This is a genomic window from Actinomadura rudentiformis, assembly GCF_008923185.1.
GTDB lineage: Bacteria > Actinomycetota > Actinomycetes > Streptosporangiales > Streptosporangiaceae > Spirillospora > Spirillospora rudentiformis.
The window spans coordinates 103,828-128,329 of sequence record NZ_WBMT01000030.1; the positions used below are offsets into that span (position 1 = coordinate 103,828).

The 24,502-nt window shown below is 69.2% G+C and carries 20 protein-coding genes and 1 pseudogene; 13 read left to right on the forward strand and 8 right to left on the reverse strand.

Annotated features, from left to right (window positions below; genetic code table 11):
* Window positions 1-53 precede the first annotated feature (53 nt).
* From F8566_RS45250 to F8566_RS45280, 7 genes are all read left to right on the forward strand, one after another.
* Complete coding sequence (locus tag F8566_RS45250) at window positions 54-1,094, forward strand: ABC transporter permease (protein WP_151569836.1); 1,041 nt, start codon at window positions 54-56, stop codon at window positions 1,092-1,094.
* 78 nt (window positions 1,095-1,172) lie between these two features.
* A complete protein-coding gene (locus F8566_RS45255; RefSeq protein ID WP_151569838.1) occupies window positions 1,173-2,303 on the forward strand; it encodes a sugar ABC transporter substrate-binding protein in 1,131 nt (376 codons plus the stop codon).
* A gap of 34 nt (window positions 2,304-2,337) precedes the next feature.
* Complete coding sequence (locus tag F8566_RS45260; protein WP_151569840.1) at window positions 2,338-3,114, forward strand: SDR family NAD(P)-dependent oxidoreductase; 777 nt, start codon at window positions 2,338-2,340, stop codon at window positions 3,112-3,114.
* 82 nt (window positions 3,115-3,196) lie between these two features.
* Window positions 3,197-4,945, forward strand: a complete 1,749-nt coding sequence (locus tag F8566_RS45265; protein WP_225994111.1) for a PEP-utilizing enzyme — start codon at window positions 3,197-3,199, stop codon at window positions 4,943-4,945.
* Window positions 4,946-4,959: 14 nt separating this feature from the next.
* Entirely contained in the window at window positions 4,960-5,736 is a 777-nt protein-coding gene (locus F8566_RS45270; RefSeq protein ID WP_151569842.1) for an SDR family NAD(P)-dependent oxidoreductase, read from the forward strand.
* Window positions 5,737-5,750: 14 nt separating this feature from the next.
* On the forward strand, window positions 5,751-7,358 hold the full coding sequence (locus tag F8566_RS45275) for an FAD-dependent oxidoreductase (protein WP_151569844.1): 1,608 nt from the start codon (window positions 5,751-5,753) through the stop codon (window positions 7,356-7,358).
* Window positions 7,355-8,110, forward strand: a complete 756-nt coding sequence (locus F8566_RS45280; RefSeq protein ID WP_151569846.1) for a glucose 1-dehydrogenase — start codon at window positions 7,355-7,357, stop codon at window positions 8,108-8,110. Before F8566_RS45275 ends, F8566_RS45280 begins: the two co-directional genes overlap by 4 nt.
* A gap of 370 nt (window positions 8,111-8,480) precedes the next feature.
* Here F8566_RS45280 and F8566_RS45285 read toward each other — a convergent pair whose 3' ends face one another.
* Both F8566_RS45285 and F8566_RS45290 read right to left on the reverse strand, forming a co-directional pair.
* A complete protein-coding gene (locus F8566_RS45285; protein ID WP_151569848.1) occupies window positions 8,481-9,062 on the reverse strand; it encodes a hypothetical protein in 582 nt (193 codons plus the stop codon).
* Complete coding sequence (locus F8566_RS45290) at window positions 9,062-9,283, reverse strand: hypothetical protein (RefSeq protein WP_151569849.1); 222 nt, start codon at window positions 9,281-9,283, stop codon at window positions 9,062-9,064. Before F8566_RS45290 ends, F8566_RS45285 begins: the two co-directional genes overlap by 1 nt.
* A 153-nt stretch (window positions 9,284-9,436) precedes the next feature.
* On the opposite strand from F8566_RS45290, the gene F8566_RS45295 reads away from it, so the two are divergent.
* The 3 genes and pseudogenes from F8566_RS45295 to F8566_RS52510 all read left to right on the forward strand — a co-directional run.
* Entirely contained in the window at window positions 9,437-10,264 is an 828-nt protein-coding gene (locus tag F8566_RS45295) for a helix-turn-helix domain-containing protein (RefSeq protein WP_151569850.1), read from the forward strand.
* Complete coding sequence (locus F8566_RS45300; protein ID WP_151569851.1) at window positions 10,261-10,467, forward strand: DUF397 domain-containing protein; 207 nt, start codon at window positions 10,261-10,263, stop codon at window positions 10,465-10,467. Before F8566_RS45295 ends, F8566_RS45300 begins: the two co-directional genes overlap by 4 nt.
* Window positions 10,468-10,469: 2 nt before the next feature.
* Window positions 10,470-10,616, forward strand: a pseudogene (locus tag F8566_RS52510) (DUF397 domain-containing protein); the annotation flags it as partial.
* A 97-nt stretch (window positions 10,617-10,713) separates the two neighbouring features.
* Here the strand turns inward: F8566_RS52510 and F8566_RS45310 are convergent.
* A complete protein-coding gene (locus F8566_RS45310; protein ID WP_225994112.1) occupies window positions 10,714-12,177 on the reverse strand; it encodes a flavin monoamine oxidase family protein in 1,464 nt (487 codons plus the stop codon).
* A 443-nt stretch (window positions 12,178-12,620) separates the two neighbouring features.
* Here F8566_RS45310 and F8566_RS45315 point away from each other — a divergent pair, with 443 nt between their 5' ends.
* Window positions 12,621-13,454: a transporter substrate-binding domain-containing protein gene (locus F8566_RS45315; RefSeq protein WP_151569853.1), complete on the forward strand. Its 834-nt coding sequence runs from the start codon at window positions 12,621-12,623 to the stop codon at window positions 13,452-13,454.
* 180 nt (window positions 13,455-13,634) lie between these two features.
* Here F8566_RS45315 and F8566_RS45320 read toward each other — a convergent pair whose 3' ends face one another.
* A complete protein-coding gene (locus F8566_RS45320) occupies window positions 13,635-14,504 on the reverse strand; it encodes a galactose-binding domain-containing protein (RefSeq protein WP_151569855.1) in 870 nt (289 codons plus the stop codon).
* Window positions 14,501-16,180, reverse strand: coding sequence for an alkaline phosphatase D family protein (locus F8566_RS45325; protein WP_225994114.1), 1,680 nt, complete (start codon window positions 16,178-16,180; stop codon window positions 14,501-14,503). Before F8566_RS45325 ends, F8566_RS45320 begins: the two co-directional genes overlap by 4 nt.
* Window positions 16,181-16,385: 205 nt before the next feature.
* On the opposite strand from F8566_RS45325, the gene F8566_RS45330 reads away from it, so the two are divergent.
* Window positions 16,386-19,355, forward strand: coding sequence for a DUF4132 domain-containing protein (locus F8566_RS45330; RefSeq protein ID WP_192810218.1), 2,970 nt, complete (start codon window positions 16,386-16,388; stop codon window positions 19,353-19,355).
* A 52-nt stretch (window positions 19,356-19,407) separates the two neighbouring features.
* Here the strand turns inward: F8566_RS45330 and F8566_RS45335 are convergent, their stop codons facing one another.
* On the reverse strand, window positions 19,408-19,713 hold the full coding sequence (locus F8566_RS45335; RefSeq protein ID WP_151569859.1) for a hypothetical protein: 306 nt from the start codon (window positions 19,711-19,713) through the stop codon (window positions 19,408-19,410).
* A 209-nt stretch (window positions 19,714-19,922) separates the two neighbouring features.
* Between F8566_RS45335 and F8566_RS45340 the strand changes: the two genes are divergently transcribed.
* Window positions 19,923-22,097, forward strand: coding sequence for a tetratricopeptide repeat protein (locus F8566_RS45340; protein WP_192810219.1), 2,175 nt, complete (start codon window positions 19,923-19,925; stop codon window positions 22,095-22,097).
* Here F8566_RS45340 and F8566_RS45345 read toward each other — a convergent pair.
* On the reverse strand, window positions 22,089-23,729 hold the full coding sequence (locus F8566_RS45345) for a hypothetical protein (protein ID WP_192810220.1): 1,641 nt from the start codon (window positions 23,727-23,729) through the stop codon (window positions 22,089-22,091). The genes F8566_RS45340 and F8566_RS45345 overlap by 9 nt on opposite strands.
* A gap of 217 nt (window positions 23,730-23,946) precedes the next feature.
* Entirely contained in the window at window positions 23,947-24,324 is a 378-nt protein-coding gene (locus tag F8566_RS45355; protein ID WP_151569867.1) for a hypothetical protein, read from the reverse strand.
* Between the last annotated feature and the right edge of the window lie 178 nt (window positions 24,325-24,502).

Sequence of the window (24,502 nt, forward strand, 5' to 3'; positions counted from 1 at the left end):
CGTCCGTCACGTTGTCCGAACCGCCGAGCGGCAACAGGGCCGAGGGAGTGCACATGACCACAGACGCAGCCGAGCCGAGGACCGACGGCGTGCCACCTCATGCCGGCCACGGGCCGGTCGCGCAGACGTCCCCGGCCACGCCCGGCCGCCTCCGGCGCCCGCCGAACCTGGGCCTCGATCGCTTCAGCGGCCTGTACGTCTGGGCGGCGGCCATCGTGATCTTCGCCGTCTGGGTGCCGGACACCTTCCTGACCACCGCCAACGCCCGTGTCGTGGCGGGCGACCAGGCGATCACCGCGATGCTGGCGATCGGGCTCGTCCTGCCGCTGGCGGCCGGGGTCTTCGACCTGTCGTGCGCGGCGACCATGGGGTTCTCGGTGACCGTCGTGATGTGGCTGCAGGTGCACGGGGTCAACGCGCTGCTGGCCGCGCTCATCACCATCGCGGTGGGAGCCGGGATCGGGGCCCTCAACGGGTTCATCGTCGTCGAGCTGCGGGTCAACTCGTTCATCGGCACCCTGGGGGTCAGCAGCATCCTGACCGGCGCCGCGTACTGGGTGACCAACGGCCAGCAGATCGTCGAGGGCGTCTCGGTGAACTTCCTCGACTTCGGCGGGTTCCAATGGTGGGGCCTGCCGCTGCCCTTCTACCTGATGCTGGTGCTCGCCGCCGTCGTCTACATCGTCATCGAGCACACCACCGTCGGCCGCTACCTGTACGCGGTCGGCGGCAACCCGCAGGCGGCGCGGCTGGCCGGCGTGCGCGACCGGCGCCTGGTGTTCGGCGCGCTGCTCACCTCGGCGACCGTCGCCGCCTTCACCGGAGTCGTCCTGGCGAGCAAGCTCGGCTCCGCCTCCTATGACGTCGGCCTGACCTACCTGCTGCCGGCCTTCAGCGCGGTCTTCCTGGGATCGACCCAGATCAGGGCGGGCCGCGTCAACGTGCTCGGCACGCTCGTCGCCATCTACCTGCTCGCGACGGGCGTGAAGGGACTGCAGCTGGCCGGTGCGCCGGTGTTCGTCAACGACCTGTTCAACGGGCTGGCGCTCGTCGTCGCGGTCGCGCTCGCGGGCCGCTCGGCACGCCGTACCTGACCCCGCCGCCGGCCCGGCACGCTCCCGCCTTCGTTCCCCGCCCGCCACGGGGACCCCTCACCCCACGGAAGAGGAGCAATGATCAACTTCAAGCGGCCGCTGCTCGCGGCCACCCTCGTGTCGGTTCTGGCGGTGACGGCCGCGTGCGGCGACTCGGACGCGGGCACCACCGGTACCGTCGACGTCGCCGCCGTGAACCAGGCCAAGGCCGCCGTCGCCCAGCTGCTGAAGAATCCCACCGGCATCGAACTCACCGAGCCGGTGTCCAAGCGGCCGCCCACGGGCAAGCTCATCGCCGTTCCGGAGAGCCCGCAGCCGGTCACCCACGTCAAGAACCTCGGCATCGTCGAAGCCGGCAAGGCGCTCGGCTGGCGCGTCCAGGTCATCCCCGAAGGCACCGGCCCCGAGGACGCCGCCAAGGCGTTCGACCAGGCGCTGGCCCTGAAGCCCGACGCGATCGTCTTCTCCGGCACACCGGTGGCGCTGCTGCGGGCCCAGCTGGAACGGGCCAAGGCGCAAGGCGTCCCGGTCCTCGGGGAGAGCATCACCGACCCCGTGCAGCCCGGGATCATCTCCACGTCGCTGGACGGCGTCCCCCAGGTGGCGCAGTACGGGAAGATGGTCGGCCAGTACGTCGCGGCGCACAGCGGCGGCAAGGCGCACGCCGCGGTCTTCACCATCAGCGGCTATCCGATCCTCACCACCTTCACCGACAACTTCCGGCAGGCGCTGACCTCCGCCTGCCCGTCCTGCAAGGTGACGGTGGTCAACCAGCAGATCAGCGACCTGGGCACCAAGACGCCGCAGAGCGTGGTGAGCACGATCCAGCGGGACCCGAGCGTCAACTGGGCGATCTTCTCCATCGGCGATCTCACCCTGGGCGTGCCCGCGGCCCTGCGGGCCGCCGGCCTGACCGGGAAGGTGAAGATCGGCGGGGAGACGCCCTCGCCCGCCAACATCGCGGCGCTCAAGGCCGGCACCGAGGAGGTGTGGACCGGCTTCGCCGCCACGATCCTCGGCTGGCGCGACGTCGACATGCTGGTCCGGCACTTCAACGGCGACAGCCTCGACACGGCCAACACGACCCTGCTCCCGACCCAGCTCATCACCAAGGACAACGTCCGCTCGGTCCCGCTGGACTCGAACGGCTACTACGTCGGCTACCCGGGCTACGCCGACGCCTTCAAGAAGCTCTGGAAGATCGGCTGACCCTCGGCGGGTCGTCTGCGAAGGGAAGATCACCATGCTCAAGGGACTGGCGGGCAAGACCGTGGTCGTCACGGGTGCCGCCGGCGCGATCGGCGCCGCGGTCTGCCGGCGGCTGGCCGAGGAGGGCTGTACCGTCGTCGCGGCCGACATCGACCGGTCCGCCGTCGAGGACATGGCCGGCAAGCTCGGCGACGGCGTGGTGCCCCTCGCCGCCGACGTGACCACGCCGGAGGGCGCCACGGCGTGCGTGGACGCCGCAGTGGCGATCTCGGGACGGCTCGACCTCTTCCATGCCAACGCCGGAGTGGAATGCCGGGTGCGTCCGGTCGCCGAACTCGACATCGCCGACTACGACCGCGTCTTCGCCGTGAACGTCCGAGGCGTGTTCCTCTGCGCGCAGGCGGCCGTACAACGCTTCACCGAACAGGGAGGCGGGGGCGGGCTGCTGTTCACCGCCTCCATCGCCGCGCTCATGGGCACCGCCGGCACGTCCGTCTACAACGCCTCCAAGCACGCCGTGCACGGGCTGGCGCGCTGCCTGGCCCGTGAGGTCGGGGGCCAGGGCATCCGCGTGAACACCCTCGCCCCTGGCGTGGTCGACACCCGCATGATGCGCTCCCTCGAAGAGGGGCTGGCCCCCCTCGCGGGAGTCGGCGCCGCGGATTTCAAGACGGCGATGGAGCAGCAGGTGCCGCTCGGCCGCTACGCGACGCCTGATGAGATCGCCGCGACCGCCGCGTGGATCCTCAGCGACGAGGTCCCCTACCTGCACGGCGAGGTCGTCACCGTCGGCGGCGGCATCGCCCCCTGAGCATCCCCGGAGACCGGGCCGACCCCCCGGATCTCCTTCCACCACCCGGCAGGAAGACCAGATGCCACCCGAGGAGGGCCAGATGCCACCTGAGGAGTACCAGATGCCACCCGAGAACACCGCGTCGTCCTGGGACACGGCGCCGAGCGCGCGCTTTCCCATCTACACCAGGCTGAACGCCGCCGACGTGCTGCCCGATCCGCTCACGCCGCTCGGCGCCAGCCTCGCCTGGCGGCCGCACATCTTCCCGGGCTGGGCCGCGGGCTACGTCGCGCTCGACGCCTTCCGGCCGTCCGAGCTGGATCCCGCCGGGGCCGCCGTCGGCGGGATCTTCTACGGGCACCTCTATGTCAACCAGTCCAGCGTGCGGGTCGTCGGCATCCGGGCCGGCATCGGGGCGGACGCCATCGACGCCGCCTTCTTCGCCCACCCGGACGCTCCCCCGCACGTGCCCCACCAGGACGACGTCAACGAGGAGCTGTCGGAGCGGATGGCGGCGCGCACGCAGTGGGCGCTGACCACCACGTCCGTCCCGGAGATCGAGGAGGACCAGAGGATCGCCGACCGGGTCCGCGCCGAACGGCCGGAGCTGCCGGAGCTGTCGCTCGCGGCGCTGGTCGCGCGCGCCCGGTCGATGATGCCGATCGAGCGGCTGATGTGGCGCGGCGAGACCATCGGCAGCAACCAGGCGGCGATCGGGCCGGGCGTGATCGGCGCCCTGGTCGGTGCGGCTGACCCCTCCCTTGTGGTGCGGCTGATCGGCAAGGCCGGGGACGTCGACTCCGCCGCCCCGTCCTACGCGCTCTGGGAGCTGTCGCGCGAGGTCTGGGCGGACCCGGGCCTCACCGCGACGTTCGACGGCGGCGTGGAGGGGCTGGCGGCACGGATCGACGCCGCTCACCCGGACTTCGCCGGAAGGTTCCGGGGGTTCCTGCGCGAGTACGGCTACCGAGGGCCGGGGGAGTGGGACATCGGCGCCGACAGCTGGGAGACGCGGCCCGAGCTGGTCCTGGCACTCGTCGACCGGCTGCGCCACCTGGACGAGGACGCCTCGCCCGCCGCCCGGCAGCGGCGCCAGGCCGAGGACACCCAGGCGGCGATGGACCGCGCGCTCGAGATCGTCGGTGACGACGAGACCGCCAGGCAGACCCTCCGCACGGCCGTGGCCTCGGCGCGGCGCTTCGCCGCCTTCCGCGAACGCGGCAAGACCAACGCCGTCAAGGTGCTGCACGAGGCCCGCGTCGCCCTGCTGGAGGTGGGGCGACGGCTGCACGAGGCCGGCCATCTCGACGGCCCGCGGCAGGTCTTCATGGCGCTTGAGCACGAACTCGACGGCCTCGTCGCCGAGCCGCAGGAGCTGAAGGAGACGCTCGCGCGCCGCGAGAAGGAGTGGCGGTCGCTGTTCGGCCTGGAACTGCCGACCTTCATCGACGCGAACAGCCCGCTGCCCTCGCTGGAGCAGCTCTCGTCCCGCAGCGACGCCGAGCACGCGCCGGCGCGGGTGGGAGAGGTGCTGCGGGGAGCCCCGGCCTCCGGCGGCGTGATCCGCGGCAGGGCGCGGGTCGTGACCGACATCTCCCAGATCGCCGAGTTCGAACCGGGCGAGATCCTGGTGGCTCCGCAGACCGATCCGTCCTGGACGCCCCTGTTCATGGCGTCGGCCGGTGTGGTCGTCGACACCGGGTCGATGGGCAGCCACGCCATGATCGTCAGCCGGGAGCTGGGCATCCCCTGCGCCGCCGGCGTCCAGGACGCCACCCGGCGCATCCCCACCGGAGCCCTCGTCGAGGTCGACGGCTCCACCGGAACCGTGACCGTGCTCGACCTCTGACCCCAGGAGAGATCATGAAGCTGCAGGACAAGGTCGCCGTCGTCACCGGGGGAACGGCCGGCATCGGCAAGGCCATCGCGGCCGCCTTCCTCGCCGAGGGCGCACGCGTCGTCATCAACGGCCGCAGCCCGGAGAAGGGCGAGAAGGCGCTGGCCGAACTCGGCGCGGGGGACCGTGCCGTGTTCTGCCGGGGCGACGTCAACGACAAGGACGACATCGAGCGGCTGATCACGACCGCCGTCGACACGTTCGGACGGCTCGACATCCTCGTCAACAACGCCGGCGGGGCGGCCAGGCTCGCCCCGGTCACCGAGCTCACCGACGAGGACTGGGATCTCCACATGAAGTGGAACCTGTACTCCACGTTCTATGCCACCCGGGCGGCGTTGCGCCTCATGCTGCCGCGCAAGTGGGGCCGCGTCATCAATATCTCCTCCGTCGAGGGCAAGCACGGCAAACCCGTCATCACCCCCTACGTCACCGCCAAGCACGCCATCAACGGGTTCACCAAGGCGGTCGCCAAGGAGGTCGGCACGGAGGGGATCACGGTCAACGCCCTGTGCCCCGGCATCATCATCACCGACATCGTCAAGGACGAAGGCCCGCGAACCGCCGAGGCCATGGGCATCACCTACGAGCAGCTGATCGAGATGTACGTCCAGGACTCGGCGATCAAACGGCCGAACACGGTCGAGGAGGTCGCCGCCGTCGCGGTCCTGCTCGCGTCCGACGCCGGCGCGGGCATCACCGGCGCGATGCTCAGCATCGACGGCGGCACCGCCGCCTACTGATGGAGGCACCGAGCATGGAAACCTACGACGTCGTCGTGCTCGGCACCGGCGCCGCGGGCCTCACCGCGGCGCTGGCCGCCCACGACGGGGGAGCCCGTGTCGGCCTCTTCGAGAAGGCGTCCCAGGTCGGCGGGACGACGGCCTGGTCCGGCGGGATGGTCTGGATCCCCGGCAACCCGCACATGGCCGACTTGGGCCTGGACGACGACCGCGTGCAGGCCCTGACCTACCTGGAATCGCTCTCGCACGGCCTGATGGATCCCGATCTCGCGGCCGCCTTCGTCGACACCGGGCCCGAGGCGGTCCTCTGGCTGGAGGCCAAGACCCCGGTCGAGTTCCGCGTCATCCCGGGCTTCCCCGACTACCACTCCGAACATCCGGGCGCCAAACGCGGCCGCTCGCTGGAGACCCTGCTGTTCCCGTTCGACCGTCTCGGCCCGTGGGCGGAGCGGGTCACCACCGGCTACCAGATCACCGGCAACATCATGATGGGCGAGACCTCCCTCGGCCGGGGCGCGCCCGGCGGCGTGCCGGAGGAGGAACTGGCCCGCCGGCGGATCCACGACGAGCGCGGCGCGGGCCAGGGCCTGGCCGGCGCCCTGCTGGCCGGATGCCTGGACCGCGGCATCGAACCTCGCACCGGCAGCAGGGCCGTGGAGCTCATCGTCGACGACGGTCAGGTCACGGGCGTCCGCTTCGAGACGGCCACCGGCCCCCTCCTCGTACGGGCGACAGCCGGAGTGGTCCTGGCGACCGGCGGTTTCGAAGGCGACGCTGAGCTCGTCCGTGCCTTCCTGCGCGGCCCGATGGAGCGCCCGGTCTCCACTCCGACCAACACCGGCGACGGGCTGCGGATGGCCATGCGCGTCGGCGCGAGCCTGGGCAACATGCGGGAGGCCTGGTGGGTACCGACGATCGACATCGACCACCCCCAGGCAGGAAGGGTGCCGTGGCAGGTCAACGGTGAGCGGTCCAAACCGCACTGCATCATGGTCAACCGTGCCGGACGGCGCTTCGCGAACGAGGCGGCCAACTACAACGCGCTGGGGGCGGCCTTCCACGTGCTGGACGTCACCACGTTCGACTATGTCAACCATCCCGCCTGGATGGTCTTCGACCACCACTACCTCACCCGCTACGGCCTGGCCGGCCACCGTCCGGACCATCCCACTCCCAGCTGGATGATCGAGGCACCGACCGTCGAGAAGCTCGCCTGCGCCCTGGACATCCGGCCCGAGACGCTGACGGAGACCGTCGAACGGTGGAACCGCCATGCCGACGCCGACCCCGACTTCGGCCGGGGTGACAGTGTCACCGACCGGTGGTGGGGCGATCCGGCGCTCGGTGACACCGCCGCCTCGACGATCGGCCCCCTGGACACCGCGCCGTTCTATGCGGTCCAGGTCCGCAGCGGCACCCTCGGGACCAAGGGTGGACCGCGCACGGACACCAGCGCACGCGTCCTCGACGTCGACGGCCGGCCCATTCCCGGCCTCTACGCCGCCGGCAACACCATGGCCTCCGTCATGCACATGACCTATGGCGGAGCCGGCGGCACACTCGGGCCCGCCATCGTCTTCGGGTACATCGCGGGACGCCACGCCGCCGGGGAGACGCCATGACCGGCAGGACGGCCGTGGTCACCGGTGCGGCCGGTGGCATCGGCCGTGCGACGGCACTGGCGTTCGCCGAGGCGGGGGCGAGTGTGACCGTCGTGGACTTGGCGGCCGACGAGGGACGGGAGACGGCCCGCCTCATCGAGCAGGCCGGCGGACGGGCCCGCTTCATCCCCGCCGACGTCGGCGACGCCACCGACGTCCAGCACATGATCGACGAAACGGTGAAGACGTTCGGCCGCCTCGACTGCGCCGTCAACGCCGCCGCGATCGGCCCCGAAACCGTCCCCCTGGCCGAATGCGACGAGGCGACCGCCGACAGGCTGCTGCGCGTCAACCTCATGTCGGTGTTCCTGTGCATGAGATGCGAGATCAACCAGATGCTGGAGCAGGACACCGGCGGGGCGATCGTCAACATCGCCTCCGTCAACTCCTTCCGGCCCCAGCCGCACCAGGCCGTCTACACCGCGACCAAACACGGTGTGCTCGGCCTCACCCGAGCCGCGGCCGTCGACTACGCCTCCGCCGGCATCCGGATCAACGCCATCTGCCCCGGCGCCATCGCCACCCCCATGCTCGATGCCGCGATCAAGCAGCGCGGCCGGGATCCCTCCGAGGTTGCGGACCGGCTCAGCCTGCTCGGCCGCTTCGGCCGGCCGGACGAGATCGCCAAGGCCGCCCTTTGGCTGTGCTCAGACGAGGCGTCCTTCACCATCGGCCACGCCCTCGCCGTCGACGGCGGCTACCTGGCCCGCTGACCGGAACCCGCGGAGAAACCATGGGCCGCGGCATCAGCTCGCCCGCGCGTCAGCGGTGCTTCTTAAGCGACCTGCGTTCTTCGGCTTGGTGTGCGGCCCGGACTCCGGGGGCGTGTGGTCCGCCAGGCCCAGGCGCCGTCTGCCTGGCCGGGCATGAACTGCGTCTGCTCGCCGCGATCGCCAGCCGGAATGAGGCCACGCCGGTGATCCGCGGGTCGCCCTCCAGCGACGCGAGCGCGGCCCCGGCGCCTACCGGGCGACCGCGTTGCGGCACGGGAAGATCCGGATCGAGTGCGCCGCTCGTTCGTCGTCATCGATCTCAAGCAGGCCGCTGTCCAGCGCGGCCCTCGGAATGCTCGGTGATCGAATTTCACTGGCGTGTGTGGGCTTTGGAGATGGCCCGCGCAAGGGTGTCCAGGGTGATCGCGCTGACCAGACGCGAGGAAGGCCCGCGCGGAATGAGAGCCCACCACCGCTGGGTGTGGATGCCCCACCAGCAGGAGACGCCTGGGAAGCGCCGCCGTACCTCCGACACCGTCATCGCTCGGTCCGGGATGATGCCCAACGCGGCCGGAAGCCACGGTCCGAGGAGGAGTGCGATCGTCTCCGCAGCGGCCGTGGGGTCATCATGCGGTCCGAGCAGGATGCCGGTGCTCGTTCGGTACCACCACTCGTCGCTACGGCCAGGACCGACGGCGATCGTTTCGCCGACGTGAGTGGCGGACGGGATGTAGACGCGCAACCTCGGGGGGTCGTCTTCGTAGCGGGGGAGCGTCGGTAGGCCCTTGCTGGCAAGCGCGTCAGCGAGGCGGTCCAGGTGGACGGTCGGGGAAGGGGCCGCGCGGACGGTGTGCCCGGGGGGACCCTCACCGGCCGCGCGGCCCTTCCTCCCCCGGCGGAGCCGCGCACTCCAGCGGCGCGGCTCCTTCCGGTGACGTCGCAGGAGCGTCATCACCGGGCCCTCCGTCCGCGTTCGGCGTCGAGTGCCTGCCGCAGGTCGGCGGAGCTGTCGCGGATCACGGTCGGGTCGATACCGGCCGAGTCGTCGTGGAGGGTCGCGACCCAGTCGCCCGGGAGGCCGTCGTACCGGGTCGATCGCCAGATTCGGTGCCCGGGGAAGTCGGCGCGAAGCCGGGCGAGTGCCTGGTCATCGGGATTTGTGTGCGTATCCATCACGTAGCGAGCCTCATGGGTCGGAAACTCTCGGTTACGACTCACAAGCTTGCTGTGATCGCCGTACTCTCGGAAAGAGCAAGAAGCCCACCCTTCGAAAGCCCATGTCGGTCGTTAGAAACCGCCCCCGATTTCGAATCAGCGGAGTGCCCGATGCCCCGTCGCCCCCGTGACCCTGGTGTCCCGCAATCGCCAACCGAATACTTCGGGACTGAGCTGCGCGCCTATCGCGAAGCGGCAGGTCTGACGCGGCCGCAGCTCGCCGAGCAGCTCGGCTATACGCCGCAGTGGATCGGCCAGATCGAAGCAGGTAGAAGCACTCCATCCGAGGACTTCGCCAAGGACTGCGACACGTTCTTCCACACGAATGGAACATTCCACCGAATGTGGACATGGATCCAGCTTCTTGGAAGGCTCAAGGTGCTTCCGCCGGGTTTTCCCGATTTTCTGGATCGTGAGGCTGAGGCCACGATGATGCACATCTTCGAGACGATGGTGATCACCGGACTATTCCAGACGCCCGAGTACGCCTACGACGTGCTCAAGGCCGGGCGGACGCCCGAGGTGATCGAGCAACTTGTGGCCACCCGGGTGGAGCGGCAGGAACTCCTGGACGGCGAAGATCCGCCACATATCGTCGCGATCTTCGATGAAGGAGCGGTCCGCCGCCCGATAGGTGATCGGGAGGTCATGAGGGGTCAGCTTCGGCGGCTGATCGAGCTTGCCCAGCGGCCGAACATCACCGTTCAGATTGTCCCGTCCAGCAAAGGCTCCTATGCGGGGTTGCCGGGAGCGTTCATGGTCCTGGGATTCGTTGATGCTCCGGATGTCGTTCATGTTGGCGGGCATGTGGAAGCGCAGCTCATCGAGCACACCGGCACCGTTCGCAACTATGCGCTACGGTTCGATTTGATCAGGGGTGCGGCTATGTCCGCTGATGACTCCCTTGAGCTGCTTCGTGCGATCTTGGAGAGCCTATGAGGACGCCGGATTACACGCCATTGTGCTGGCGCAAAAGTAGTCATAGTGATGACACAGGCGGCGCGTGTGTCGAGCTTGCCGACCTTGATGGTGGGGTCGCGGTGCGGGATTCCAAAGATCCTGAAGGGCCTCAGCTGGTGTTCGGCACCGCGGACTGGGGGACGTTCGCCCGGCGGGTCAAGGAAGGGCGGCTCGACCTGTGAGGATGCCTGAATTCTCGTCGGTCCGCTGGCGCAAGAGCAGCCACAGTGACTCCTCGGGCAGTGAGTGCGCGGAGTTGGCCGATCTTGATGGTGGGGTCGTGGTGCGGGATTCGAGGGATCCTGAGGGGCCTCGGCTGGTGTTCGGCACCGCGGACTGGGGGCGTTCGCTCGGCGGATCAAGGACGGTCGGCTCGACCTGGTCTGAGTACGGCCCGCACCGGCGTGCGGAGCGGGCCGTGCCCGTGTCTACAGCTGGGCGGCGATCTCCTTGGCCACCCGCTCACCTGAGCGCACCGCGCCGTCCATGTAGCCGGTCCAGTAGTCGGAGGTCTCCGTACCCGCCCAGTGGATCAGGCCGGTGGGCTTCGCCAGCGCATGGCCGAACTCCGTCAGCACGCCGGACGCGGCGACGCCGACCGGGCCGCCGCCGCTCCAGAGTTCGTTGTCCCAGCGCTGGAACGCGGTCCGCTTCGGGCTGGCGGCCTTGGCACCGAAGTACTGGACGAAGCTGCCCAGGCAGGCCTTGGCGAAGTCGGCGGACGACGCACTGTCCAGCTTCCGCATGTTCGACTGGCTGACGAAACCCATGAGGATGCCGCGGGAGGCGTCCGGCGGGCTGTTGTCGAAGGTCGCGTCGATCGGGCCGATGTCGCTGACCGCCTGGCCGGTGAGCCCGTCGGCCCGCCAGAACGGCGTGTCGTAGACGGCCACGAACTTGGCGACCGACCCCATTGGATAGCGCTGCATGAGCTGCGCCCGCGACGCCGGAAGGGCCGGCTCGAAGTCGATCTTCGAGGCCATCGAGGGCGACATGGCGACGATCGCCCGCTTGGCGGTCACGGTGATCCCGTCGGCCACGACGGTCACCCTGCCGCTGGCGACCGTCACCTTGCGGGCTGGCGCGCTGTACTTGACCACGCGGCCGAGCTTGGCCGCCAGTTTGAGAGGCACCAGCGCCGAGCCACCCACGAACCGGCTCTCCTGGGCGCCGCCGGCGACGTTGATCAGCCGGTCGAGGGTGCCGTGGTTGCCCTCGTTGCCGGCCGCGGCGATGTAGTTCAGGACGTACAGCAGCGACACGTCCTTGGAACGGACCGACAGCGACGTGCTGATGAACTCGTCCAGCAGCACGCGGGCACCGTCGGTCGTGGTGTTGGCGCGCGACCAGGTGTAGAAGCTCTGGCTGTCGTACTCCTCGGCTTTCGCCGCCGTCCACGGCCGGCCCGGCGTGATCTCGGTCGCCGCGATCGTGCCGAGCTGCTGCAGGGCGGGGAAGAGGTCGGCCACGTCCGGGTCGGGCGGCAGCTCACCGGCCGCGTAGGTGGACTTGGCGCCGTTGCGCCAATAGACGTTGTTGCCGGTGTTGTACGTCTTGAAGGTCGCCACGCCCATGTCCGTGGCCAGGGCGGCGATCCGGTCCTGGGTGGGGCCGATGAACTCGGCGCCGCCCTCGCTGGTGGTGCCGTCCCCGATGGGCATGTTGTAGACCCGGCCGCCGGCCCGGTCGCGGGCCTCCAGCAAGATCACCGACTTGCCGGCCGCGATGAGATTGCGGGCGGCCGTCAGACCGGCCAGCCCGCCGCCGATCACGACGACGTCGGCGGTGGCGGCGGCTGCGGAGGCAGGCGAGGCGGTCGATACCGCGGTGAGCGCCGCACCGGCGGTGAGGGCTGAAGTACCGAGAACGCGGCGGCGGCTGAGTCCAGTCACGCGGAGGGTTCCTTCCATACGCGTACTGCAGACGGATGAGGCGGCAAAGCTATGGGATCGCCCACAAAGTGATCAAGAGCGATGAGCCTCCTGATTTGCGAGGGTCACAGCGTCGGCGCGGCGCAGATCGGTAATCGCAGTCATGCAGGAGGGCCGGCAGTCCTTCGGCGGCGGGCGTTGCGGCATGGTGATCATGGTTTTCGCGACAGTCTGCCGGTCAAGGTCGGCATGGCGCGCAGAACGTCCACGGTTCGCTTCGGACATCGCACCGGCACGGGACGAACGGCCCAATGGCGCAGCTTGCAGGCCCGTTCTGCTTCCCAATTTCGACATTTCCGCTGGTACGATCCCGGGCCATCGCTTCCCCGCCGCGGCCCGCGGCATGGGGATGTTCCTCCATCCACGCCTGCCTTCGCCCCCCGCTACGAAACAGGAGGAGAACCATGCGCCGCAGAACTGCCGTAGCAGCCCTGGCCCTCACCTTCACCGCCGCCTTCACCACCGCCACCGCCACGGCCGCCCCCGCCACGACCGCCCCCGCCAAAGCCGCTCCCGGCGGGCACAGCAAGGCAACCCTCCTGGACAAGGTGCCGCGACGAGGAGTGCTCCGGGTGTGCACCACCGGGGACTACCGCCCGTTCACCTACAAGGACCCCAAGACCGGCGCTTACACCGGCATCGACATCGACATGGCCAAGCACCTGGCCGCCAGCCTCGGCGTGAAGGCCGACTTCGTGGCGACCACCTGGACCAAGCTCATGGACGACTTCACGGCCGGCAAGTGCGACATCGGCATGGGCGGCATCTCCGTGACCCTGGCCAGGGCACAGAAGGCGTACTTCAGCGAGCCCTACCTGGTCGACGGCAAGGCACCGATCGCCCGCTGCGCCGACAAGGACAAATACGACTCCCTGGCAAAGATCGACCAGGCCGGAGTACGCGTCATCGTCAACCCCGGCGGAACCAACGAGAAGTTCGCCAAGGCCAATATCCGCAACGCCACCATCATCACCCATCCCGACAACAACACCATCTTCGACGAGATCGTGGCCGGTCGCGCCGATGTGATGATGACGGACGGGAGCGAGACGAAGTACCAGGCCAAGCTCCACCCCGAGCTCTGTGCGATCAACCCGGACAAGCCGTTCACCTTCGCCGAGAAGGCGTATCTGCTCCCGCGGGGCGACGAGGAGTTCCAGGAGTACACCGACCAGTGGGTCCACCTGACCACCCGCGATGGCACCTACAAGGGCTTCGCGGAGCCCTGGCAGAGCTGAGGACGTTGCGGTCGACCTTGTCGATCACCCGGCAACGAGCACGGCGCCTTCGCTAGAACTGACAGTTCGCAGTTGCCGACGCCCACGAATGGCCCGCGTCCCCCACCCGGGAAACCGGGTGGGGGACATGCGCGGCGGTGTCCCTGCGCCGGTCAGCCTCATGCCGGCGAATGGCGGCGATTACGAGTCCTGGTAGACCTCCAGTTCGACGATGCGGGAGTAGTCGCCGCTGTTGGACGCGAGCGCGACGACGCGTACGGACGTGGTGGAGACCACCGGATCGGGCGAAAACTCCAGCCGGCCCTTGGTGTTGCCGCGGACGCGCGAAACCGTCGTCCACTCGCCGCCGTTGCCGAGCACCTGGACGTCGAAGTCCCGCAGGCCGTTGCGGGCAGCGGGGTAGCGCACGGAGTCCAGCGTGTACAGGACGATCCGGTCGATCGGTTGCGGGCCGCCGAACGCGACCGTGTAGGTGTCCGGGAACACCGCTCGCGTGCCGTCGTTCCAGCCGGTCCGCGTGGACCAGTCGTCGGAGTTGGCGTTGCCGTCCACGCCGCCGCAGACGTGGAAGTTGCCGTGCGTGGACGAGGCACTGACGGGACCGCCGAGGGCGAGGTTGGCGCCCGGCCCGGACGGCTTCGGCGTGACCGTGACGGCCGCCTCCTGCCGAGGCCCGCGCGGACCCAGCCGCAGCGACACGTCGTGTGTCCCTCCGGCGGAGCCGAGCGGCGCGGAGACCTGTGCTCGGAGGACGACGTTGTCGTTCGGCGGCACGTAGGTCGAGATGACGTCATGCGAGGTGACGAGTGGACGCTCCGGCGTGATGAACACGTCGACGTACGCGCCCTGGGAGCCGGAGTTGGCGAGGTCGACCACCAGCGGCCTGCCTCCGCACGGGGCGGCGAGCACGTCCAGCGTTCCGGACTGCACCGTCATCGTGACCGACCCGCGTCCCTGCCTGGCGGCGGAGGCCGTGCCGACGTACAGGGCGACACCGGCGACCGCCGTGAGCGACACGGCCAGCAGTGCGATGATCTTGCGAACGCTCACTTGCGGTTCCCCTTCAGCGGCTCGGGAGGCTCGACCTCGGAGGCGGACAGGTATTTCCTGCCGCGTGCCGCGCTCTTGGAGTCGGCCTGCAGGCCGGGCTTGCCGTCCTCGACGGCGAAGCTCGCGCGGGTGAACACGGGCGCGCCGCGTTCCCGGACGTACGGCACGACACGGTAGGACGCGTTCCAGGTGTCGGGCGTGACGTTGAACGTCATGTAACCGCGCTGCCCGTTGTAGAAGCGGATGTGGTCGTTGGCCGCGAGAAACTGCGAGCCGAACTCGTCCATGTCCGCCCCGTCCATGCCGGACGATACGGACGAACCGAGGAACTCCGTCGCGATCGTGGGCGACGCGGGGTCGTCGAAGTCCTGCTTGACGTTCGCGGCCATGCTGCGGTGGAAGTCGCCCGACAGCACGATCGGATTGCTCACCTTCCGCTCGACGATCCCGTTCAGCAGCCGGTCCCGCGAGGGCTTGTACCCATCCCACAGGTCCATCCCGAACGCCTGCCCGGGATTGGTGTTGAAGTCGACCTGCGACAGCATCATCTGCTGCGCCAGAACGTTCCACTTCGCCTGCGAGCGTTCGAGACCGCCCAGCAGCCACGCCTCCTGGGCGTCGCCGAGCAGCGTCCGGGACGGGTCGAGCCGCTGCTCGCAGTCGGTCTTCAAACCGTCGCCGCACGCTTGGTCACTGCGGTACTGGCGGGTGTCCAGGACGCTGAACTCCAGCAGCCGGCCGAAGGTGAACCGGCGGTACAGCGACATGTTCTGACCGGTCGGCTCCAGCGTCCGCAGTGGCATGTGCTCCCAGTACGCCCGGTACGCGTTGGCGCGGCGGACGAGGAAGTCCTCCGGGGGCGCTGACGGGTGGGCGAGGTCGGCGTAGTTGTCGACGACCTCGTGGTCGTCCCAAGTGACGAGCCACGGTGCCATGGCGTGCGCTGCCTGCAGTTCCGGGTCGAGTTTGTAGAGCGCGTACCGGTCACGATAGTCCGACAGGTGAATGGTGGGGGTGTGGAACTTGCCCGGCACCGGCGTGTCCGGCCTGCCGCCATTGGTCTGCACGCCGTACTCGTACAGGTAGTCGCCGAGATGAACGACCAGGTCGAGGTCTTCCTTGGCCAGGTGGCCGTACGCGGTGTAGTAACCGTCGAACCATGCCTGACACGACACCATCCCGAAGGTGAACGCGCTCGCCGTCGCCCAGGGTGCGGGGGCGGTCTTGGTCCGTCCGGTCGGTGAGATCTCGTTACCGGTCTTGAACCGGTAGAAGTATTCCCGTCCGGGCCGCAGGCCGCGCACGTCGACGTGCACCGAGTGCGCGTACTCCGGCCTTGCGGTCGCCGTCCCCTGCCGGACGACCCGGCGGAACCTCGCGTCCTCGGCGACCTGCCAGCCGACGGGGACGCGGTGTGGCTCCATGCCGCCGAGCGAGGCCAGCGGCTCCGGCGCCAGCCGCGTCCACAGCACGACCGAGTCGGGCAACGGATCGCCGGACGCGATGCCGAGGCTGAACGGATTGTCCTTGAACCGGGACACCTCACGGGTCAGGGTCGACGGCTCTGCCTGCAACGGCCCGAACGCCAGTGCCAGCGCCCCGATCCCGGAGTACCCCAGGAAACGCCGCCTGCCCGGATCGCTCAGAGCAGGCCCGATCTCTACGTTTCTGCCCACCTACGCGCTTCCCTTCCCGTCCGTCGCCCTCACCAAAGAATGAGTCCATATCAAGATCTACTGTTAGATTCACGCCAAGGTAACGCCAAAGCTGAGAAATGTCTCCCTTCGCGTTAACATCCGGGGCGCGGAGCGGGGAGCCGGCGTCTGTCGACGATCGCCGTTGTGCATGATCTTGTCGGGTGTCGGCACTACCTTGCATCGCATGCCCCGGAACGAAGATCTTGTGGTTCTTCCTGATGATTGGCGCGCCACCCTCCATCCACGTCGTGGCGGGACGCCCGGACCCTCGCTCGAACTCGCCCCGGACGCCGCCTCCACCGTTCAGCAGTGGGTGAAGGAGACGCGCGACGAGATCGACTATCTGCTCGACAACCCGCCGAGTCGAAGCGATCTGGTCGGATCCGCCCGCGCGCACCTGCAGGGTGACGCGAACCCGCAGGGCGCCGCCGTGCTCGCGGCCGTTCTCGCCGCGCAGTGGTCCCTATGGGACGACTGCGAGTACGACGAGGAACCCTTCGCCACCATCGCGGACGCGTGGATCGCGGAGTACGGCCTGGTGTTCGCCGCCGAGGCCACGGTCGAACTCAGCGGTGTCTTCGTCGACGGTTACGAATGGCGGGAACGGAAGCGAGGGCGCCATCTCCGGGGCCGCCGCCTGGACAAGCAGGACCCCGGTTACAACCGCGGTCTGGACTGCCTCGAACGGGTCGCCGCGCGCACTCGCGCCTTTCTCGCGGCCACCGACGAGCTGGAGTACCAGCGGGCCGTCGAGGCGCTGGGCGAGCGCCGCCACGACGGCATGCGACGCCTGGCCGCCGCGTACCTGGTGCCGACGCAGACCGCGTGGGTCGACGAATTCTGCGCGACCCTGCCCGAGTTGCAGCCGCACACATGGATGATGGTGCTGCGCACGATGGGGTCGGCCGACCATCTCGCCACGCTGCTCGCCAATCAGCGCGGGTGGTCCTGGATCGACGGCAGGCCGGGTGTGCTCTCCACGGCCGTCGACGGCGTCGGCCCGGCGCTGGCCTCGACGCTGGCCACTGTCGCCGACGAAGAGACCGAGATCGGACGCAACCCGTACGAGTTGTTGCGGGGGCTCGGTGTGCTGGCGACGGACGAGGCGTTCCGGCTTCTGATGGACCGCCTTGACCGGCCGCACGTGCACAAGGCAGTGATCGAGACGGCTTGCCACTTTCCCGAACGGGCAGTCCGGCTGCTCGGCGAGGCAGTCGCATCGGGCCCCGCGTCTATCTCGGCCTATGCCGTCCGGCTGCTGCGCGACCATGCGGCGGCGCGTCCCGACGTCACCGCCGCCGTTCTGCCGCGGCTGCCCGCCGCGGTCCGCGAGGTCGTTGAGTCGATCGACGAGCTGGCGGCCGGATGGGTGCCGGAGGCTCCGGCGGAGTCCCTGCCACGGCTGCTCGTCGAGCCGCCGTGGACGCGCGAGCGTCCCAAGTTCAAGCGGGTGACCGTCAAGGGGCTCCAACCGCTGACCGACGGGGTGCCGGGAGAGTCGGAGGAACGAGCTGCGGCCCGCGCCCTCATCCCCATCGCGCTGGGAAAGACCGGCCCACAGCGTTTCAAGGCGGAAGCCTCCCTTCGGCGCATTGCCGCGGTTGAGGGTGACGAAGCAATCCTCGAGGTGGCCGGTGAATACGGCGCCAAGGCCGCTAAGGCGACCAAGACGCTGCTCGCCTCCGATCCTCTGTACGACCTTCCGGCCGAGATGCCCCGGCGGGAGGTCTGGCAGGATCCGTACATCTTCCCCCAGGTGCTCCTACGGGAGAACGGTCTGGCGCTTCCCGCCGATGCGCTCGACCACATCGTCTCCATGCTTTCCATCTCCAAGCCCGACAAGCCGTACGCGGGCATCGACGTCGTCAAGGAGATCTGCGACCCCGCCTCCCTCGCCGAACTCGCCTGGCGGCTGTTCGAGCTGTCGGGCCTGCGCGAGCAGACCTACAGCGTGGATGAACGCAACTGGGTGCTGACGGCCCTCGGGTTGTTCGGCGACGACGAGACGGTACGCAGACTCACGCCGGTGATCCGCGCCTGGCCGGGTGACGGCGGCCACCACAAGGCCGTCAGGGGCCTGGACGCCCTGCTCGCGATCGGCACCGAGGTGGCGCTGATGCACCTCCACGGCATCGCCACCAAGGTCAAGTACAAGGGCATCAGGACGAAGGCGCAGGAACGGATCGACGCCCTGGCCGAAGAACTCGGGTTGAGCCCCGAACAGCTCGGCGACCGGCTCGTTCCCGACTTCGCGCTGGACAAGACGGGCGCGACGTTCCTCGATTACGGCCCGCGCGGCTTCACGGTGGGTTTCGACGAGCAGCTCAAGCCGTACGTCATCGACGACACCGGGCAGCGGCGCGCGAGCCTTCCCAAGCCGGGCGTACGCGACGACCAGGAGCTGGCCTCGGCCGCCTACAAGCGGTTCGCCGCCTTGAAGAAGGACGTCCGGACTGTGGCCGACGAGCAGCTCCGACGCTTCGAACGGGCCATGGTCACGCAGCGGCGGTGGACCGCCGAGGAGTTCCGGACTCTGATCGTCGAGCATCCGCTGGTGTGGCACGTCTCCCGTCGGCTGGTGTGGCTCACCGAGGACGGCCGTACGTTCCGCGTCGCCGAGGATCGGTCGCTCGCCGACGTCCAGGACGACGAGCTGACCCTGACCGAGACGAACCGGGTGGGGGTGGCCCACCCGCTCCAGCTGTCCGGCAGCCTGGAGGACTGGACCAAGGTGTTCGACGACTACGAGATCGTCCAGCCCTTCGCGCAGCTGAACCGCCCCACGTACGCGCTTACCGAGGAGGAGCGCGCAGGCACCGAGCTGGAACGCTTCCACGACGTCACCGTGGCGGTCGGCCGGCTGGTCGGCATGGAACGGCGCGGCTGGCAGCGAGGCAGCGCCGAGGACAACGGCATCCAGGTCACCGTCCTCCGGGAACTGCCCGGAGGAGCAGCCCTCGTCATCAACCTCGATCCGGGCATCGTCGTCGGTGACATCGGTTCCTGGCCCGAGCAGTGCATCGAACGCGTCTGGCTCAACCAGGACGCGCACCTCAGCTGGCGGACGGAGTTCCGCCCCTTGCCGTTCTCGGAGCTGGACGCGGTCACCGCCTCCGAAGTCCTCGCTGATCTCGTCGAGCTGACCACCGACTGACCCTGCGCTCGCCTGCCACGTTGCGCCGCGTGAACGGGCTGGACGGGCCGGCCTAGCTGATGTTCAAGTCGCCGTGGACGTCGCGGAGTTGGATGCTTTTCTCGGCGGAGCCGTTGAAGACGTTGACGACGCCGTCGGCTGTCGCGGTGGCCTGCGTCTGCGCGCTGGCCCAGATCGCCTCGAGCTCGGCGCGGAACTCGGGGTCCTCGTCGAGGACACGCTGGACGTTCTCTTCGGTCGGCTCGCCGCGGAACCGTTCGCGGACGCGGCGCGAGATCTCCGCGACGGCCGCTCGTACCGGCTCGCTCGCGACCTCGACGGCTTTGCCCGCCATGGCGGTGGCGATGGCGACGGTCATTGGATCGGGCACACCACAGTTGAGCACGGATCGGCCGCGGGAGCCAAGGGGAATGGAACGTCGCGAACATGTGTGTGGACGTGACCTCCCAGGGCACCCGCGGCTGTGGGTTCGTGAGCTGGGGCGTTGGCGCTCGCTGCGCGGCCCTGGCACACTCCGGCTTGCGACTGGGCGGACGTGCGGATCACGAGCTTGCGGGCGGTGCCGAAGTGGCTGGCGAAGACCATCACCAGGCCGGGGACGGGAACCGTTATGAGGGCGAGGCGCGCAACGTGGTCCAAGCGCACCGCGTTGACGTGATGAACGTCTACAACACGCCGGGCGCCGTCCGGGTGGAGCCGCCGTCCGCGTTGCCCCCGGCTGCGAACCGGTTCCATGACCGGGAGCCGTTGCTGCGGCAGATCACCGAAGCCGTGAGTGTGAAGCGCCACGCCGGTGAGCCGACGGTGGTGATCGTGGCCGGGCTGCGCGGGGTCGGGAAGACCGCGATGGCGGTGCACTGGGCCACCCTGGAACGCGACCGGTTCCCTGATGGCCTTCTCTACTCCGACCTCGGCGGTCTGTCGCGGCGCGGCATGGGCGGTGGCATCGGCGAGACGGTGACCTACCTGCTCGAACAGCTCGGGATCTCGGGGGAGCACCTGCCGCGTTCGGACCAGGGGCGGCTGGCGCTGCTCCGGTCCCGGCTGGCGCGCGGCAGGGTGTTCCTTCTGCTCGACAACGCGCGTCTGGCGACCGAGGTGGAACGGCTTCTGCCCGCGTCCCCGGACAGCGTCGTGTTCGTGACCACGGGCGGTGAGCTGACCGAGGTCGCCGACCTGGCAGGACGGCAGAACGCCGAGGTGATCCTGCTGCGTGAGCTCTCGGACGAAGTCAGTCTCGACCTGCTGCGTTCGCTCATCGGGAACGAGCGGGTCGACCGTGAGATCGACGGCGCCCGGGCGCTCCTGCGCGTCTGCGGCGGCTGGCCGCTGGCGATCCGGCTGGCGGCGGGCAGGCTGAAGACCCGTCGCACCCTGGGCCTGGCCGACCTCGCCGCCAGGTTGGAGGCCGCCCACCGGGACCCGCACCGGGCTCCGAAGGGGGAGTGGGTCGTGCACGTGGTCGGCGACGAGGTGTACGGGGCGATGCCTGACGAGGTGCGGCGGGCGTACCGGATGCTGAGCCTGCATCCCGGAGCCGGTGACCGGCCGACTCCCACGCCACGGGCGGGCAGGGGCCCGAGGGTGGTCTTCGGGATCGGCGCCGCCGCGGCTCTGCTGGGTTGTACGGAAGCGGACGCGGACGCGCTCCTCGACGAGCTCGTGAACCGCCATCTCCTGGACGAGGAGGCCGATCGCTTCGTCTTCCACGACCTGATCCGCCTGCACGCACGGAGCAGTGCGGAACACGAGGAGACCGACGAAGACCGCGACGCCGCCGTTCGTAACGTGGCGGAGTGGTATCTGCGGGCGGCCGCAGAGGCGGATCTCGCCGTCAACTCGCACAGGCCGACGACCGGACCGGTCTTCCGGGAGCTGCGCGGCCGCTCGTCGCCCTACGGATCGGGACCGGAAGGCGTGCGGCGCGGGCTCGCATGGCTGAGGGCCGAGCACCAGAACCTGTGCGCGCTGGTGTACGCCGCCGAAGACCGCGGCTGGCACGACCTCGCCTGGCAGTTGTGCGAGGCGCTGTGGGGCTTCTACCTCTCGCTCAAGCACTACGACCAGTGGATCGAGACACATCGGATCGGGCTGCGCGCCGCCGAGCGGCTCGGTGATGCCGAGGCGCGATTCCGGATGGGGATTCAGCTCGGGCGTGGGCTGTACGAGACGCGCCGCTTCGCCGAGGCGCATGAGGTGCTCGCCGGGACGCTCGAGGTGGTGACCGACCCGCTCGACCGGGCGACGACACTGGAGTTCGTCGGACGTGCCCACCTGGACGCCGGTGAGCCGGCAAAGGCGCTGCCGTTCTTCCAGCAGTCCAAGGAACTGGAAGAAACGCACGGCCGGATCCGTGGCGTCGGGATCAACCTGCACCATCTCGGCCGTACGTACCTCGCGCTGGGCAGAGTGGACGACGCCGTCCGCTGCCTGGACCGGGCGCAGGAGATCTTCGAGGACATCCCGGACCCCTACAACCGGGGCCGAACGCTGATCACCGTCGGCAGGGCGCATCTGATGGCGGAACGCGCCGGGCCCGCCGCGGCGGCGCTCGGAACGGCCCTTGAGATCATGCGTGCGGAGGGCCGCACGTACCAGATAGGGGAGATCTACGAGTCGCTGGCACACGTGGCGGCGATGATGGACGACCCGGCGCATGCCGCGGAACTGCGCGCGGCGGCGATCGCCGCGTACGACGAGGTCGGCAGCCCCAGAGCCGACGAGCTCAGGGACTCACCCTGAGACGCGCTCCCCAGTGAACGGGAACTCGACCCGGCCCAAGCGTGTGCTCAGCGTCGCAGGCAATGCGGCGATGGGGTGCCCTTCAGCCACCCAAGCGTAGATCGCGGAGGCCAGAACGCTGGGATCGATCGCCGCGTCCGCCCGAAGCCTCAGCACGCCGTCACCGGGAAGCCGTAGACGGCACTCGCCGTCCCTGCGGGCTTCGGCCACCACAAGGTCGTCCCGATCGTCGAACGCGGGCCTGCTGTGTGCCTCGGCCCGCTGGACGACGATGTCGGCCAGCCCCCGGAGCCGGTGATCGGTCTCAGTGCCGTCCACCACCAGGTGCCGGTTGGCGCGCAACGGCGCCGCGCGCAGATCGGCCAGCTCGGCTGGAAAACGTTCGACCACGAAGTCCGCACGCCCCGGCGACCGCGTGATCGTCACCGTGGCGAGCAGTGCCGGCTGCTCGGCGTCCGCCCACGGCCGCGGCTCGGGGCCGCACGGCGGCACCGGCGACGTCCGGGCCCAGGCCGCAGGCGGATCGAGACGCATCAACCGGTACAGGTGCGCGCGGAGGATCTCGGCCGCGCGTCCCTGAACGGCGAACGCCCCGTCCGCAACGCGTGCCCCTGTCCGCGGATCGTGCTCGGCGATGGCGGAATCGACCTGCTCTGCCAGCGGACGGTCACCGATCACCGCCGCATGACGCCCCAGTTCGGCCAGGGCGGTCCGGGGATCCACCGCGTCCGCAGGGAAACTTCCGAACAACACCGGCCGCCCGAGCGCCGCTCCGTACAACGTGACGGACCCATGGTCGCCGATCACGAGGTCGGACGCGACCAGCGCGGCGCGCCAGCCTTCGCGCGGCGGAACCACCACCAGGCCCGCACGGCGGCAGTCCGCCAGCCATGCCCGCACCTGCCAGGGGCTGTGGCCGTGCCACACGTTCGGATGGACGACCGCCGCCACGAGATACTCGTCCACTGGCAGGTCGGCGATCAGCCGCGCGATCAGCCCGGGATCCTCGCCCAGCAACGAGCGCGGCCCCCAGGTCGAGCTGACGACGACAAGACGCTGCCCAGGCCGCAGCCCCAGCGCCGCGCGGTAGTCCTCCCGCCACGGCAGGCTCGCCACGAGCCGGTCGAAGCAGACGTCCCCCGCGACCACCGCCCTGCCCAGCGCCTCAGGACACTCCTCGCCGAGCCGTTCCAGCTGCTCCTGATGGGAGAGGATCACGACAGAGGGCACGACCTCTCCGTCGTGAAGCAACTGGTCACGACTAAGCCCGTAGACTGCTTTCTGCTTTCTGTTTTCTGTTTTCTGTTTTCTGCTTTCTGCTTTCTGCTTTCTGCTTTCTGCTTTCAGGTACTTATTGTAGCCAGCGCCATGTGGAAGTGCCATGAGTGGCGCATTTATCTCGTGCAAAGGGCCGCTGCTGGCCGCTGCGATGGCGAGATCGAATTCTCTTCCTCTGGCCTCGTCCCACGAGATCACCTTGACTTCGAGGTCGGCGAGGAATTCGCTCACCCCGTCCGGTGTGGTCGCCCCGGGGGCAGTCGTGAGGAAGAGCTGGAGCCGGTGATCCCCATCGAACGTCGCCAGTACGTCCAGCAGGCGGGTCGTCGACGTCACCGTGTGGGTGATCGCCAAGACCGAACGTTCCGTGCGGACCGTCGATCCGCCGGGGGGAGGAACGGTCAACCTCGCTGTCCCCTCGACTCGTTACCATCAGGGCGAGTCACTCTACCCGTACAAACAGGACAAGTCGGCAGAGAATGGCGTCGGGCCGTACCTCGGGTTGACCCCGACGCCGCCGGAGGGTTCCTGGCGGCCCTGACCACCGCTGTCGCGGGATGGCCGAGAAGCGTCAGAACGTGCAGTCGGGGACGCCGTCGAGATGGGCCTTGCCGCGGATGTAGACGTTGCTGATCCAGCTTGTGGGCCTGTGGTATCCGGCGTACATGTAGCTCCACCACTCGCTGGAATAGCCGCTGTCGGAGACCGGCTGGCCCTTCTTCTGGCAGTAGACGACTATGTTTTGTTTGGAGACTTTGGTCACGACATCGGGGCAGTTTCGGGCAGACGGATAGTCCGTACATGCCCGGTTACCGGCCAGGCTCGTACGGACATTGACGTTGCTGGCCCAGACATAGACGGTGACTTCCGCTTTGGCCGGCGCGGCGGTGACGGCGACGGTGCCTGCGGCCAGCATGCCGACGGCGGTCAGTGCCTTGAAGAAGCGCATTTCTTCTCCTTTTCTCAACCCTCGGTCGCGCGATTCCCGCGTTCGGCCGATGTTTCGGAGTAATGGTCTTCATCCTCGGATACGTAACTGGCGTATCGCTGGCGCCCTCCTTGCGCGGACGCCCTCGCCGCGTACCGGGACTCTCATCCAGGCCGGCCTTTACCGCTTGCACGAATCG

Bases quoted from the DNA above. Each gene is read 5' to 3' on its own strand.
- F8566_RS45250 (WP_151569836.1), top strand. From the start codon at position 54: ATGACCACAGACGCAGCCGAGCCGAGGACCGACGGCGTGCCACCTCAT.
- F8566_RS45255 (WP_151569838.1), top strand. From the start codon at position 1,173: ATGATCAACTTCAAGCGGCCGCTGCTCGCGGCCACCCTCGTGTCGGTT.
- F8566_RS45260 (WP_151569840.1), top strand. From the start codon at position 2,338: ATGCTCAAGGGACTGGCGGGCAAGACCGTGGTCGTCACGGGTGCCGCC.
- F8566_RS45265 (WP_225994111.1), top strand. From the start codon at position 3,197: ATGCCACCTGAGGAGTACCAGATGCCACCCGAGAACACCGCGTCGTCC.
- F8566_RS45270 (WP_151569842.1), top strand. From the start codon at position 4,960: ATGAAGCTGCAGGACAAGGTCGCCGTCGTCACCGGGGGAACGGCCGGC.
- F8566_RS45275 (WP_151569844.1), top strand. From the start codon at position 5,751: ATGGAAACCTACGACGTCGTCGTGCTCGGCACCGGCGCCGCGGGCCTC.
- F8566_RS45280 (WP_151569846.1), top strand. From the start codon at position 7,355: ATGACCGGCAGGACGGCCGTGGTCACCGGTGCGGCCGGTGGCATCGGC.
- F8566_RS45285 (WP_151569848.1), bottom strand. From the start codon at position 9,062: ATGACGCTCCTGCGACGTCACCGGAAGGAGCCGCGCCGCTGGAGTGCG.
- F8566_RS45290 (WP_151569849.1), bottom strand. From the start codon at position 9,283: ATGGATACGCACACAAATCCCGATGACCAGGCACTCGCCCGGCTTCGC.
- F8566_RS45295 (WP_151569850.1), top strand. From the start codon at position 9,437: ATGCCCCGTCGCCCCCGTGACCCTGGTGTCCCGCAATCGCCAACCGAA.
- F8566_RS45300 (WP_151569851.1), top strand. From the start codon at position 10,261: ATGAGGACGCCGGATTACACGCCATTGTGCTGGCGCAAAAGTAGTCAT.
- F8566_RS45315 (WP_151569853.1), top strand. From the start codon at position 12,621: ATGCGCCGCAGAACTGCCGTAGCAGCCCTGGCCCTCACCTTCACCGCC.
- F8566_RS45330 (WP_192810218.1), top strand. From the start codon at position 16,386: ATGCCCCGGAACGAAGATCTTGTGGTTCTTCCTGATGATTGGCGCGCC.
- F8566_RS45335 (WP_151569859.1), bottom strand. From the start codon at position 19,713: ATGACCGTCGCCATCGCCACCGCCATGGCGGGCAAAGCCGTCGAGGTC.
- F8566_RS45355 (WP_151569867.1), bottom strand. From the start codon at position 24,324: ATGCGCTTCTTCAAGGCACTGACCGCCGTCGGCATGCTGGCCGCAGGC.